This window comes from Rhodoplanes elegans (genome assembly GCF_016653355.1).
GTDB classification, from domain to species: Bacteria; Pseudomonadota; Alphaproteobacteria; order Rhizobiales; family Xanthobacteraceae; genus Rhodoplanes; species Rhodoplanes elegans.
Map to the genome: position 1 here is coordinate 1 of NZ_NHSK01000160.1, position 14,404 is coordinate 14,404.

Here is a 14,404-nt window from a genome sequence, read left to right on the forward strand (position 1 = left end):
TCGCCGTGATCGGCGCCGGCACGCTCGACAGCCTGCCTCACAACGGCGCCGTGGTGACGCTGCTCGCCGTCTGCGGCACCACGCATCGCGAGGGCTATCTCGACATCGTCATGGTCGCGGTCGTCGGCGCCGTCGTGGCGCTCGCCGCCGTGATCGGGCTCGGCATGGTGTTCGGCTCGTTCTGACGATCTGAGCGAGCCGAAATTGCCGCCTCGCGCATGATGCCGAGATAGAGCTCCTGGACGGCGAGCAGCCCCGCCGAGGCCCATTGACCGAAGGCCGGAATCTACACGGACCAAGCGTCCCACAGCGGCTGGTATCGTGTGTAGGCGAGCTCGATCCGTGTGTAGGCGAGCTCGATCTCGGTGAACTCGCCCGAGCCGTCACCGCGCGACAACGGTGTGTCACCGGCCTCGACGATCCAGACTGTGGCGGACGAGATCGGCATGGTCGCATTACTCACATTCGAGTTGTGCCCTAAGGACGTCAAAGCGACGAATAGCGGTTCTGCGACGGGACAAGGCACGGAGTTCGTAGCGGTCGATGGCATCGAGCTTTTCGGCGCGGGTCGCTCGAGTGACCGAGGCCGTCAATCTCTCGCGGTATTTCGGATGGCCCTGGGCGCGAGCGAGGATGCGAGCCAACTCCGCGATGTCATGGTCCGGCTTCGTCCGTTCGATCGCGGCCTCGTACAAAGCGGTTGTCGTAGCCTGCTCCCGAATTCGCGACGCGGCCACGACAGCCCGGCGGACGCGGCGGAGGTCGAGTTCGGCTTCCGCGATTTCACGTGCGGCGGCAAGAACCGCCGGCCGTTGGTCACCTTCGACGATTTTACGGGCCAAGGCCTCGATATGCTCGCCAGCGCCGGGGAGAGATCGTATCGCAACCGCTAAACCATGCCGAAAGGAATTTCGCGCTGACCGTTCCTTACCGGCACGCGAGCGTGGCCCTGTGCTTTTCTTCGCATTCCGACGATTGGCCTCGGTTCGAGCGTCGTTCGTCAAGACTGCACCACCCCATCACGAGGGCGCCACGGCGTGTGCTCCGGGCGGCAAAGATGGTACGTCCGCCTCGACGTAGTTGGCGTCGATCACATCCGCGGAGCGCCGTTTCACCCGTTGTGCCCAATTGAAACGGCGAGACTCGAGCTGGTGCAAGGCATCGTTGCGGCGTTCATACAAGCGGCTCTCCTGCCTCGAGATGTTCTCGAGCTTCCCGGCCATGATGATCGAGGCGTAGGCGTAGATATCTTCTTTGGAGATTCGGAGCCGTTCGAGAATGACCCTTGCTTCGAAGCATTTGGGCTTCTCGTAATTTATCCAAGCTATGGCGAGCTGATCGATCATCAAAGCTTCGAGAGGGTCCGTACAACCCTGTTGCAGCACTTCCGTGACCGCTTGCAAACGTCCCAAACGTTCTATGACGTCGCGTTGCCGCCAGATCCGCCGGATCCGCCACTCGGCCAGCACATAGTCCCTGACGAGGATCCACTCGATCGGCCCTTTCGGCTCGGCGTCTTCGGCCACACGAGCGAGGAGGTCTTCGAAAACTTCGAGGTTTTCGTCTTCCCAGACCGCGATGTCGCCCACCCAGTCCCAAATCTCCTTCGGCAGCTTCCGGCGGGGCCGGCCGACAGGAGCAGAACTGGTTGCAGCATCCCTTTTCGGATCGAAGGCCCGTGTTGCGTCCGCGTTTTGCTTGTCCATGCGACCTCTCGAAGTGATTGCCCCGCAGATAGCGGCCTCTCCCCCCAGGGACAAGCAAAAATATTCCCTTACTAAATATTATTCCTTATTTCGGTGTTATAATACAGTCTATCCTCGGGAATTCAACCACCTTTACTTGTAATCCGTAGCTATATATACATTTCCCACTCCGATTTGAACGAGAATTATACCAACAGCCCTCATGATTGACCGACGTGAGCCCCATGCTCGCATTCCGATCGAGGTGATGGTCTCCGGCTGTGCGACGAGGCGTCGCCAGGCGTCGCAGGCGGCGTCGACGATGTCGTCGTAGGTGTCGAAGACGCGGTTGAAGAGCCAGTTGCCGCGCAGGTACTGCCAGACGTTCTCGACCGGGTCGACCTCCGGCGAGCGCGACGGCAGGAACAGCAAGGTCACGTTCCTCGGCACCTTCAGGGCCGGCGTGGGCGGAAGCACTTTCGGCAACACGTCTTCGGGTGCAGTCGCCAGACTGATGGCGACGGACAGCCGAACCGCGCCGTCGTGCACATTCGGCCAGCGGAAGTGATCGTCCTCCAGTCGCTTCGAGGACGAACAAACGCCGGTCCCGTCCCAGACGATCAGCTATACCAGATCGGCACGCTCGGCCGGGAACAAAGGCCGCCCCGCAGGACGAACGACCCGCTTCACCGAGGCCTGTGCGAACCGGTGGCGATTGCCCTCCGGAGTGAGCGACAACTCACGAGCAGCGCAGCTGGACGCTCCCGGGACACAGCTTGAATGTCTTGGCCACATAGAAGAACAGGCGCGGATCGGGCCGCGGCTCGACGGTGACGCGGTATTCGATCGGCACGGCAGCCTCGACACCGACCTGAAGGTCTTGCAGCAAGTAGAGTCGCGCACCGGCGCCGGCGAGCATCAGCGACAGCGGCGCCCCGTCGATGCTGTGGAAATTCCACACCATCGAGCCATCCAGAAATCCGTAGAGCTGATAGCCCTTGAGGATCTCGCTCGACAGCGTCTGGTCGAAGCGGAGTTCCGCCGCGGCCTCGAAGCCGTTGTCACCCGAGAGCTCGACGCCGAAATAGCCGCGTCCGAACATACTGCCGAGATAGAGCTCCTGGACGGCGAGCAGCCCCGTCGAGGCCCATTGGCCGAACGCCGAGAGCTTCACCGACCAGACGTCCGACAGTGGCTGGTATCGCGTGTAGGCGAGCTCGAGCTTGGTGAACTCGCCCGCGCCGTCATCGCGCGACAACAGGGTGTCGCCCCGACGCGAGGCACCCCACAGATCGATGCCTTGCCGGACCGTGAAGGTCAGGTAGTTCCAGCCGTTCAGCGCATCGTGCTGCTGATAGTCCACGGTGAGCCCGACGGTGCGGAGATGGTCACGGAAACTGATGTCGTAGGCCGTACCCTCGAATGCCTCCTGGATGGTGCCGATTCCGGTGAGCCACAAGGACGCCTCTCGGGTCCGCAGGGGAACCACACTGCCTCTCAGCTCGAAGGTCTCGGCCCAGGACCGCGTGTCCAGGACACTGCGTTCATCGCCGGGCCGGATCGCGCCGTAGGATCCGCTCGCCGTGATGCGAGCGCCGGCGTCGCCGACCGGTGCCGTGTAGTAGAGGCGGCCGAAGGCGAGCTCGCGGATATCGTCCGGCGTGCTGGACACGTTCACGCCGAGCGTGTCGCCGCCGATCATGGCGGAGTTCAGGTTCGCATTGAGATAGGATTGCAGCGGGCCGACGGCCGGGGTCCCCCGGTTGTCCATGTCGAGTGCGGTGAAGATCCGCCAGGTCTCCGCCCAAACGGTCAAGCGGAACCGGCCCGTGCCGGCCCCGATCTCGTCGATCGCCGTGTCGGCGATGCGCACGCCCGGAATGTCATTGGCGAGAAGAAGCTGGCGCTCCAGCGTATCGCGGCGTGACGGATCCTCGCTGGCGACGACGGCGAGCAGCGGCCTGATGCCGAACTGCTCGGCCCGCGCGCCTTTCAGCACCACCTCGGTGATACAGCCTTCGATCACCTTGATGAGGATGCGATTGCCGACCACGTCCTGCGGCGGCACGATGGCGCGACTGAGATGGTAGCCACGGTCGCGATAGAGCGCCGTGATGCGTTCGGTGATCTGGACGAGATCGGCCTGCGATACCCGCCGGCCGATAAACGGCTGGTAAGTCGCGGCGATCAGATCGGCCGGGACATGTTCGGCCCCCTCGATGACGATCGCGGACAGGGTCGTAAAGGGTCGCGTATCGGCTTTCGCCGGGCCCATGGTCTGCCCGGGCACGGCCGGCGCACGAGCGGCACGGCGTTGATCCGTCTGGAACGTCTCGAACCAGCGGTGCGTCCGGGTGAGATCCGACTGCTGGGCCGCAACCGGGCTGATGATCGCGCAAACGAGCGCACCCCCCAACACGGCAGCCGCGCCCGAAACGCGACGTCGGCGCTCGCGGGACGTACCGAATGTCTGCTTGCGAACATAGTGGCACATACCCGAAAGCATAAACTTCCTATGGTTAATGTTCACCTAAACAAAGGCGGTCTAGACGCCTTGATCGATCGCGAAATGTTAAATTCTATCAGGTATATATACCGACTCCAGTCCGGAGCTAGCCTAGCTCGGTGATATGGGTGGAGTAGGCACAATGCGCGGTCCGGGTCAGTTACGCGTTAAAGGCATTGTCTTCGCCTCGATCGTCACGCTGCTCTCCTTGTCCGGCGCCCGAGCCGACCCGCCGACCGCGAACTGGATGATCGGCAAAGCGTCCGGAGAGGTGTGGGTGACGAGCACGGCGGCGCAACCGGCGTCGCTCGGCGACACCTCGGTTTTGAAGCCGGGCGAGACCATCCGCACCGGCCGGAACGGTCGCGTGCTGCTCGTGCGGAACGGCGACACGATCCTGATCGCGCCGAACTCGTCGGTGATCATTCCGGGCCAGCAGAAGGACGAGGCCACCACCACCATCCTCCAGCAGGCCGGCTCGATCCTGCTCGAGGTCGACCGCAAGGCCGTTCCCCATTTCGAGGTGGAGACGCCGTATCTCACCGCGGTCGTCAAAGGCACCCAGTTCCGGGTGAGCCTGAACGACGCGACGGCGAAGGTCGACGTCATGAAGGGTGAGGTCGCGGTTGCGGACTTGCGGTCGGGCCAGCATGCCTCCGTGCTGCCGGGTCAGAGCGCGAGCGTGCCGACCCGCGGACCCGCCGGCCTGTCGTTGACGGGAGCCGGCGTGCTCGGCCCGGTGCAGAACGGGGCTGGACGTATGCCGTCGATCAACAGCATCCCGGTGCCACGTGGCGGTCTGATCGCCCCGCGCGCGGCTCCGGCCGGACAGCACGTGCACGTGCTCCGCAGCGCGGGACTGAGGACCGACGGCGTCAAGACGGGCCCGCAGCACGCGCGACGTGCCCAGGGGGCGCTGCGCATCGGCGCGCCGCTCGGCGAGGTCAGGCTCAATGTCCAAAGGGCCACGGACGGTCTTGCACGCTCCAGCGGGGCTCCTGGTCAGGCCCGGACTGCCGGAGCAAAGACCTACTGGACCTCGGGACAGGTCGTGCCCGGGAACGGCATCGGCAAGACCTATGACACCGGTAATACCGGCAGTGGAAACGCCGCCGTCGCGGTCATCGGCAGCACGAACGCCGGCGCGGTCCGAAGCGTCGCCACCGGTGGTACGGGCCTCGGCGGCGGGAACGGCTACGCATACGCCTACGGTCGTTATAACGGAAACAACGGCTCCGGTAACGGGAACAACGGCGCCGGCAACGGCGGCGGCAATGGCAACGCATACGCCTACGGTCGTTACAACGGAAACAACGGCTCCGGCAACGGCAATAGCGGCGGCAATGGCAACGCTTACGGTCACAACGGCAACAACGGCAACGGCAACGGCAACAGCCGCGGCCGGAACTGATCCCAAATCATGAACGAGCTCTGACGTGCGTCGTCCCGACCTGCGACACATTGGCACTCACCTGCTCGCGCTCGCCACAGTGCTCTCTCTGGTGGCTGTCGGCGGCGATCGCGTGGTCCGGGACGCGATCGTGGACACTCGGTTCGAGCTGCTGTCGCGGCCGGCGAGCGGCGACGTGGTCGTGGTGGCGATCGACTCGCCATCGATCAACCGGCTGGGTGTCTGGCCGTGGCCCCGGACCGTGCACGCGGACCTGTTGGAAAAGCTCGACCGGGCGGGCGCTGCCGGGATCGCCTTCGACATCGATTTCAGCTCGCCATCGAAGCCGACCGACGACCATGCCTTCGAGGCTGCCTTACGCGCCGTCGGCGGCTCGACCATCCTGCCGAGCTTCAAGCAGATGGTGAGGACCGACGGCAACAAGCTCTACGTGGATCGCCCCCTCCCACAGTTCGGTCAATGGTCGTGGACGGCGAGCGTCAACATCGAAGCCGATGTGGATGGCGTATTGCGCCGCTATCGGCGGGGCGATGTGATCGACGGCGTCGTTCTACCCTCACTGGCAACGCTGCTCGGCGGCGGGAAGATGGCGCCCGGCTCTTTCCTGATCGACTTTGGCATCTCCCGCGGTTCGGTGCCGACACTCTCTTATCACGACGTGCTCGACGGCGGTGATGCGCTGTTTTCGTCCCTCAAGGACAAGAAAGTCATCGTCGGGGCGACGGCGGTCGAGCTGGGCGACCGCATCCAGGTACCCAATGGACAGATCATTCCCGGCGCTCTTCTTCAGGCCCTCGCGACCGAGTCGGTTCTCCAGGGCCGGACACTTCAGGCGACCGCGCCGGCCATTGGGATCGCCGGGGCGGTCGCGATCGCCATTCTGATGGCCGCGCTGTGGCGCAAACGCTCGGGCGCATGGCGCGCCGCCTTGCTGGTCGCGATCTCCTTCCTGGCGGAACTCGGGGCCGTTCTACTGCAGGCAAACACACCTGTGGTCGCCGACACCTCGCTCCTGCATTTCACCGTGCTCGCCTACATCGTCGTCGCGGCGCTCGACGAGCTCGATCTGAGACGGCGGTTGCAGACCGCCGCCGACCGCCGTTTTCAGCAGGTGGCGATGGCACTCGGGGACGGTCTCGTCTTCTACGACAGGCGCGGCATGATCACGTTCTGGAATCCGGGAGCCGAAGCGATCTTCACCTACCGCGCAACCGACATGGTGGGGACACCGTTCGCCACGATCCTGGTGGATGACCCGAGTCGTCAGGCGCCGCGTCAGGCCATGCGGCCGGCGCTGTCAGAGTTGCTTGAACGGTCGGGAAGCAAAACCCTCGAGCTGGAAGGGCGCCGCAGCGACGGCACGGTGTTCCCGCTCGATGCCTGCATCTCCTCTTGGACCGACGCCGACGGTCCGCAGTTCGCCGCCATTCTACGCGACGTGTCCGAGCGGAAGCGCCGGACGGAGCGCATCCTCTATCTCGCAAGACACGACACGCTCACCGGTCTGCCCAACCGTAACGCCTTGTACGAAGAGCTGAAGCAGGCGATTCGAGGGGCGCCGTCGCACAAGCGCGAGATCGCGCTCCTGATGCTGGACCTCGACCGCTTCAAGGACGTCAACGACACGCTGGGTCACCGGTACGGTGACGAGCTCCTCGTCCAAGTCGCGGCTCGGCTCAGGGAGATCGTAGGCCCCGAGGGCTTTGTGGCACGCATGAGCGGCGACGAGTTCACCATCGTGTTGATTGGCGCAGACCTTGCCGAAGACGCCGAGCAGCTCTCCAAACGAATTCTCACGAGTTTCAAAACGTGGCCGTTTTTGCTCGCTGGGGAGAGCATTCGGATCGAAACCAGCATCGGCATGTCGATCTATCCGCGCGACTGCGACGATCAGGACGAACTCTTGGCGAACGCCGACCTCGCCATGTACAAGGCGAAATCCTCCGGCCACAACAAGCACGCCGTCTTCGATCCGAGCCTGAAATTGGACCTCGAAAGCCGCCGCCTGCTTCTTGCGGAGCTCGACCGCGCGCTGGTCCAAGGCGAGTTCGAGCTGTTCTATCAGCCGCAGGTTCGCCTCGCCGACGGCTTGCTGATTGGCGCCGAGGCGCTCATCCGTTGGCGGCATCCGGTTCGCGGTATCATTTCGCCGGGCGTCTTCATGCCGACCGTCAACACCAACGTGATCGGCGAAAAGGTCGCAGCCTGGGTTCTGACGACCGCCTGCCGGCAAGGTGGGATCTGGGAAGAGCGGGGACAGAAGCTCAAGATCGGCGTCAACCTTTCGCCGTCGCAGTTCAAGACCGGCGACCTCGCAGCATCGGTGATGGTCGCCCTCGCAGATTCGGGCCTGTCGCCGGAACACCTCGAGCTTGAAGTCACGGAGAACATCCTGCTCGACGACGATGATCGCACCATCGAAACCTTCCAGCGCCTTCGCAATCTCGGCGTGGGTATCGCGTTCGACGATTTCGGCACCGGTTACGCCAGCCTCAGCTACCTGAAGAAATTCCCGTTGACTCGGCTGAAGATCGATCAGTCCTTCGTGCGCGCGCTGGCGCCCGGCACCGTGGATGCCGGCATCGTCGAGTACACGATCCGGCTCAGCCGACTGATGCAACTCGACGTGATCGCGGAAGGCATCGAGACGCAAGCGACGGCGGACCTGCTCCACGCGATGGGTTGCGAAAACGGCCAGGGCTATCTCTTTGGCCGCCCCCTTTCGGTGCCGGAGTTCGAGCATGCGTTTCTGGCCGCGGCGAAATGCGGACGCCGCAAAACCGGCAATGGTTCGCTTGTCCCTGATGCGGCCTGAATCGTCCTTTCCGTTCTTCACTCGTCACGCTCACAAACATCTTTGTCGGCTCTGGATTATCGAGTGGCGACATCCGTCTGCTCGGTGCGGGCGAGGAACCGGCGGCACCACCGCGCATTACGTCCCCCGAATGCGGGTTCGCCCAAAGCGACCACGAAGCCGGCCGGGTCCGTCGAACAGGCGATGACCGGTTGGCGGCGCGCGTGGCTCCGGCACGTGTTCCGGCTGCCGGAAACGACGAGGAGCAGCTCATGATGCATCGGTTTATCGGGCCTTCGTCATATGTTTCATGCTATGGGACGAGCATCTGCGCTTGCGATTGGACGGAACATTCTCCGATAGTCCCTGGGCTTGAGGCCCGTGCACCACTTGCACAGCCGGTGAAAGAACACCGAGTACCGCGCCGCGCCATACCTTCAATCCCGGACGCATCCACAACGCCCGATTACGACTTCATTTGATTCTGCTCGACCGGCGCAAGATAGTGTCATCATTATCGAGAAAGCGATTCGATCGGGAACGGGAGTACGCTATGGCTTCGGTGAACTTGACGAACATGGACGTGGATTCGCTTCTGGCATTGCGCGGCGAGATCGACGGCGAGCTCGAGGAGCGCAGCCGCGACCTGCGCCAGCAGCTTGCACGCCTCGAAGGCACGCGCCGTGGTCCGGGGCGGCCCGCCGGCAAGGGTCCGAGCACGCTCAAGGGCATCAAGGTCGAACCGAGATTCCGCGGACCGAACGGGGAGACCTGGGCGGGTCGCGGCGCCCGGCCGAAGTGGCTGCAGGCGCTCCTCGATGAGGGGCATTCCCTCGACGAGTTCGCGATCGAAGCTGCCGACGGTCGGGCCGACGAGAGCAAGGAGGAGGCGAAGCCCGCACGCGCCAAGCGCGGCGCCGCCAAGAAAAGCGGCCGACGCAAGGCGGCATGATTCTTTACGTACGCCGGATAACGGCTGCGGCTTCGCGCGCGAGTTCACAACGCCGCCTTCAGTGCCGGCTCGGGGCGCAGCTCGCTTCCGCAAGCTGTGTCGATCGATCCGGCTCGGTGGACGCGTCGGTATGGATCCCGACCTCGCCTCCGACTCCGCGGCAAGTCCAGTGGTACGACGGGTACTGCCGATCATGGCGCTGACGCTCGCCGGCGACACCGAACCGAGGCCTGTTCAGGATCGCCGGGCGCGCCGCGCCGACGCCCGACGCGACCGATGCGTCTTCGAGGAGATCGACCGCGGTCTCGGGTGTCGAAACCCCGCCGTTTCAGCGTCTCGCCGGCCTGGACAGGGCTTTCTCGTCGATTGGTCGACGTACTGGAACTTGCGCCCGACGGTCGACGCCCCATCCGGATCGACCGTGACCGGCTCGCGGTCGCCGAACTGCCGTGGCAGCGGCCCGACCTTGGGCAGCAAGTCGTCCGAGACGGTGGACGTCTTCGTGGCGTCGGACAGCGCGCAGTGTTTCAGCACGGTCGCGAGGCCTTTGACGCTGGTCTTGGCGATCGATGAATGCTGCTCGCACTTCGACGTCGCGCCTCGGGCAGCACGTCGGGAGCCGCACCGTCACGTTCACCCGCAAAATCGATCGGTTGAAAGGCGCGGCGCCTTCCTGGTGAGCTGCGACCGTTCGCGAACACGCCTTGGGGTTTCAACAGGTCTCACCGACCGCGGCACGAGCCCACCCGGAGCCGCATCGTCTCCATGGCCGCGGAGTCGAGCATGCGAGCCCCGGCATGAAGACCAAGCATGCAAAACCTGCAAGGCTAGCCGCCCACCGAAGCTGGGCAGCACTACCGGATCGCGCCCGAAGCGATGTTAGTATCAGGTCTTGAGCTGAGACTATCGGCGTGTCATATGCGTCCCGATCCTGTGTTCGAGGCGATCCGGCGCCATCGACTGGCGCACTACGCCTTTCTCGCGGCCCGCCATGTCTCGGACGAGGCAACGAGCGGGGAGATGACCGCTCCGGATCCGAGTCTGCATGTCCTGGACCTGGAAAGAGCGGCCGTCGCAGCGGCATGGGATATGCTCGCGGCACCTCCAGCGTCGCCGGGTGGCTTGTCGGCCCTCGTCGATTATGCCGGCGAGTTCGTGGAGAAGGGCTACGATTGGCCCACCCACTGGGAGACGCGGTTCTATTCGGTCGTGATGGACGCCGCGCTGTCCTGGCAAAGCAGACCCGAAGATTAGTGCACGCCATGCGATGACGCACCGTTTAGTCGACCCGAGGCGAACCGATCAGCCGGATCGGCACATCATTTTGACAGGCGCGTCGAAACGAGGGAGCTCAGCGCTGTACGTCACATTCACGCTTCTGATACCTTTGATACGGCACCTCGATGGCCGCCCTTCAGAGCGGCCTTCCAGCCGGACCGAGTAGGCGCGATGTCTTATGACGCATCGACTACGAGGAATGTCGGATTGACGTCCTCCAACCTGCGACTAGGTTGGGATAGTCGACGTACGCTCCACGGCATTGCGGTCGGTGCTTGATCGCTGTCGCGGCAATGCTGGTATTGATTCGGATTTGCGGTCGGTGCCGATCGGCATCGCGTGCAGTGCCGTGGAGCAACATCCCCGGAAAATCGGGTTCGTTCTCCGCGTCAAGGCCCGAGGCGCTGACCGGCGCTGCCGATTCGAGTCCTGACGCATTCTGTTTGCGCGGTCGATCGGCGAAGCGGAATCCGAGCTCACCACATTGACTATCGCCGGATCGCAGCAGACACGCCGGCCGCAGCACCGGCGCAATTCAGCGACGCGCCGAGGTCGAGCTGGCAGCTCGTGCCGCAACAGGGTCCGGATGGGCGGCGAGCACGCTGCGCGGGCTCATGAAACAGGCCTCGGCTGTAGCGATACCGACGGAAATGAACGCGACGTTCACGAGCGTGGCGGTTCCGACGGGCGGTCACACGATCCCACCCGCATCGGCGCGACGACACGGCCATGCGGCCCGAACCATTCGATGAGCACGGCCGAGAGACCATGTCCGAGGTTCCGCTGGGGGTTCTGATCGGGTCGTGGCTTCGCTGCCGGACCTTGCCCCTCTCCAACCCACGCGACATAGCCGTCCGGCCGGACCAGCACGGCGGCAGGGGAGGCGACGGCGCCGACGGCTGGGAGATCCCACGGGCCGGCATATTCCGCCGTGACCACCGGCACGCGATCCGTCCAGGGCGCGATCTCCGCAAACGCTTCACCGGCGACGATCCGCGACGTGACATCGCGATCATCGCTCCCGCCGAACACGAGCAGAACCGGCCGGCCGCCGTGCAGGAAGTCGAAGATGCGCCTCGGTCCGTCCCGCGTGTCGACCGCGAGATCGGGCACCCGGCGGCCGAGCAAGGGATGGCCGTCGCCGAGGTCGTATCGAATGTCGAGCCCCGACCGTGCCGCGACGATGTGCCGACGCGGCTCGTCCATCCTGGCGAGCTCGGACACGATCTTGACGAGCGCCCTGGTCTGCTCGTCCGGGCGCTGAAGCGCCACATCCGCCATCGTGTCCCGCAGGACGCGCGCCGCGACCGGGTGTCGTTCGGCGTGATAGGAGTCGAGCAGCTCGTCGGGAGACGTGCGCTCGACAACCTGGGCGAGCTTCCATCCCAGGTTCACCGCATCCTGCAGCCCGATGTTGAGACCCTGGCCCCCGAGTGGAGGATGAATGTGCGCGGCATCTCCGGCCAGCAGCACCCGCCGGTCCCGATAGGCGACCGCCTGGCGGCACCGGTCGGTGAATCGCGACATCCAGACAGAATCATGAATGCCGAAATCGGTTCCGTAAACCGAGACGAGCCCCCGACGGACCTCGTCGAGTGTCGGATTACGGTCGTCCGTCAACTCTCGTTCGGACAGCACGATCCGAACCTGATCAGACTGCTCCATCCGACCGAGAGCGTGCGTGCCGTAGGCGTCGTGCCGGACACCCCATTCCGGTTCCCGGGTCCATCTCGCTTCCGCGATGAGCCAGCTCTTGGTCGGCTCCCAGCCGGCGAAGGCGATGCCGGCCTCTTTCCGCACCACGCTGCGGGCGCCGTCGCAGCCGACCAAATAATCGGCCCGCGCGCGAAACCCGTCCGCCGCGTCGACGTCGACTCCGGCGTCGTCCTGGGCGAAACCGACGACCTCGCGTCCGCGCCAGATCGGCACACCGCGTTCACCGACCCACGCGGCCAAGGTGCGCTCGATGTGATTTTGCGAGAGCGCGACGAAGTAGTTCCGCCTGGTCGGGACGTCGGTCATGTCCAGGAAGGCGCCGTGAAAATGCAGCGCGGGGTGGCGCTGTCCCTGGGCGACGAACCGCTCACCGATGCCGCGCTGATCGAGCACCTCGATGGTCCGCATGTGCAGGCCACCGGCTCGCATCCCGGCGAGTTCCTGGTCCGGTCTGCGCTCGACGATCGCGACGTCGATGCCGGCCAGCGCCAGCTCGCCGGCCAGCATCAGTCCCGTTGGTCCCGCCCCGACGATCACGACCTGATGACGGGTCATCACGCGCCGGACCAACACGCGTTCGTCGTCCGTGCCGATGTTGCGACCGGCGTCGCGCGAGGATTATCATTCGCTGGTCGCGACACGGCCCTGCCCTCCTGCATCACTTGCATTGCCCGACGCGAAGAACGCGTCCTGCTGCGCCGCCGGGTGCTCACCCTGTCGACCAATTGCGGCCGACCCGCAGCAACTCGCGTCGCTGCAGCTGGTGCCGGCCCGGGGAGCCCTTCCAGGCGTCGCCGGTCAGAGCCCAGACGACCTCGTCCCATCCCCGCTCCGTCATCCAGCGAGGGCCCGTGCGGCGCTCGACGACCGACGCTCCGAACCAGCGGGCGATCCGCTCCACCCGCCGGTTTTCGCTCGCCGTGGTGCCGATAACGGTCTGCAGGCCCGATTCACCGAAGCCGAAATCGAGAACAGCCGCCGTCACCTCGACTGCCACGGCGAACCGCCCCCACATGTCGGGAGCGAGCTCGAGACCGAATTCGGCCATTCGCGCCGGCATGCCTTCGCGCCGCAGTCCGGCGCATCCGATCAGGCTCCCGGATCGCCGATCGAACACGCCGACCTGCCGGTTCGGGCCGCGGGCCTCGGTCCAGGACAGAAACCTGTCGAACAATGCATGCGCGTGTCGCGGGCTCGCGGAATCCGGTCCGTACAGAGCGAGATACCGTGGGTCGCTCTGGTACGCGACGAAAGCCAAACGATCGTCCTCGGAGAACATCCGCAGTCTGTACCTGGGCGTGTCGACAAACATCGGTCCTCGCGGCAGCCGTGACGTGGACGTGATCACGACGCGCCGCCGCATGACGCGCGACCGCGACGCGCCCCCTGCTCACCGAACCCGCGAGGCGTCCGACTGATCGCGCCGATACGCAATGTCACTCGCGTGGCGAGATTGAGGATCACGACAAGGCGCGTACGGGTGCACGCTCTCGGCGGTGGGATCGCACCGACGGATCGCCGTATCGTGCCGGTGCCGGTGCCGGTGTAGATGTCGATGTCGGGGAAGGCAACACGCATCACGCTGCATCAACGTGGAACAGCGTCGGCGTCACGCGACACCCCGTCGGTCACGGCCCGCGCCGCGTCCACGAGCGTCGGCACCAATGCCTCCACGGCCGGGCGGGTCATCACCGAGGTCGTGACCACGAGACTGAGGCCGGCGATCACCTGATCGTCCAGGAAGACCGGAGCGGCGAGGCCGATTCGGCCTCTGGCGACCTCGGAATCGGTCAGCGCGTAACCGCGGCGGCGGATCTCCCGCAGCTGCGCCTTGAACTCCGGCCAGGTCGCGGGGCCCGAGGCGCGGATCACCGCCTCGTTGGCGAGGTAGACAGCCTTGAGCTGGCGGTCGGGCAGGAACGCCATGATCGCCTTGGAGCTCGCGCCGACGAACATCGGCATGGCGACGCCGCGCTCGTAGGTCGTCTCGGCGTAGGGCGCGTCTCCGCGCACCTCGTGCACGCACATAACGCAGTCGCGGAAGCGACGGCACAGGATCACG

General features: G+C 64.9%; 10 protein-coding genes and 3 pseudogenes. 6 read left to right on the plus strand and 7 right to left on the minus strand.

Annotation, left to right across the window (positions count from 1 at the left end):
- A pseudogene (locus CCR97_RS20070) lies at nt 1–185 on the plus strand (GntP family permease); the annotation flags it as partial.
- Between the two features lie 243 nt (nt 186–428).
- The gene (locus CCR97_RS20075) at nt 429–893 is read left to right on the plus strand and encodes a hypothetical protein (protein ID WP_111356069.1); all 465 of its coding nucleotides are present in this window, start codon (nt 429–431) and stop codon (nt 891–893) included.
- Between the two features lie 126 nt (nt 894–1,019).
- Here the strand turns inward: CCR97_RS20075 and CCR97_RS20080 are convergent, their stop codons facing one another.
- From CCR97_RS20080 to CCR97_RS20095, 4 genes and pseudogenes are all read right to left on the minus strand, one after another.
- Entirely contained in the window at nt 1,020–1,706 is a 687-nt protein-coding gene (locus CCR97_RS20080) for a hypothetical protein (RefSeq protein ID WP_146618664.1), read from the minus strand.
- A 222-nt stretch (nt 1,707–1,928) separates the two neighbouring features.
- Nucleotides 1,929–2,150 (minus strand): annotated as a pseudogene (locus tag CCR97_RS31835) (transposase); the annotation flags it as partial.
- A 66-nt stretch (nt 2,151–2,216) separates the two neighbouring features.
- Nucleotides 2,217–2,309: pseudogene (tnpB, locus tag CCR97_RS32565) on the minus strand (IS66 family insertion sequence element accessory protein TnpB); the annotation flags it as partial.
- Nucleotides 2,310–2,424: 115 nt separating this feature from the next.
- On the minus strand, nt 2,425–4,191 hold the full coding sequence (locus tag CCR97_RS20095; protein WP_111356063.1) for a ShlB/FhaC/HecB family hemolysin secretion/activation protein: 1,767 nt from the start codon (nt 4,189–4,191) through the stop codon (nt 2,425–2,427).
- Between the two features lie 142 nt (nt 4,192–4,333).
- On the opposite strand from CCR97_RS20095, the gene CCR97_RS20100 reads away from it, so the two are divergent.
- The 4 genes from CCR97_RS20100 to CCR97_RS20115 all read left to right on the plus strand — a co-directional run bounded on the left by CCR97_RS20100 (nt 4,334) and on the right by CCR97_RS20115 (nt 10,602).
- Nucleotides 4,334–5,602 (plus strand): FecR domain-containing protein, encoded by a 1,269-nt coding sequence (locus CCR97_RS20100; RefSeq protein WP_111356061.1) that lies wholly within the window; start codon nt 4,334–4,336, stop codon nt 5,600–5,602.
- Nucleotides 5,603–5,627: 25 nt separating this feature from the next.
- On the plus strand, nt 5,628–8,417 hold the full coding sequence (locus CCR97_RS20105) for an EAL domain-containing protein (RefSeq protein WP_245428746.1): 2,790 nt from the start codon (nt 5,628–5,630) through the stop codon (nt 8,415–8,417).
- 532 nt (nt 8,418–8,949) lie between these two features.
- Nucleotides 8,950–9,348 (plus strand): H-NS histone family protein, encoded by a 399-nt coding sequence (locus CCR97_RS20110; protein WP_111356059.1) that lies wholly within the window; start codon nt 8,950–8,952, stop codon nt 9,346–9,348.
- 918 nt (nt 9,349–10,266) lie between these two features.
- Entirely contained in the window at nt 10,267–10,602 is a 336-nt protein-coding gene (locus CCR97_RS20115; RefSeq protein ID WP_146618662.1) for a hypothetical protein, read from the plus strand.
- Between the two features lie 687 nt (nt 10,603–11,289).
- Here the strand turns inward: CCR97_RS20115 and CCR97_RS20120 are convergent.
- The 3 genes from CCR97_RS20120 to CCR97_RS20130 form a co-directional block, all read right to left on the minus strand.
- Nucleotides 11,290–12,897, minus strand: coding sequence for an FAD-dependent monooxygenase (locus CCR97_RS20120; RefSeq protein ID WP_111356071.1), 1,608 nt, complete (start codon nt 12,895–12,897; stop codon nt 11,290–11,292).
- 154 nt (nt 12,898–13,051) lie between these two features.
- Nucleotides 13,052–13,654, minus strand: coding sequence for a GNAT family N-acetyltransferase (locus tag CCR97_RS20125; RefSeq protein WP_201159780.1), 603 nt, complete (start codon nt 13,652–13,654; stop codon nt 13,052–13,054).
- Nucleotides 13,655–13,929: 275 nt separating this feature from the next.
- Nucleotides 13,930–14,404: IclR family transcriptional regulator domain-containing protein (locus tag CCR97_RS20130; protein WP_207199528.1), on the minus strand; the 475-nt coding region annotated here is incomplete at its 5' end.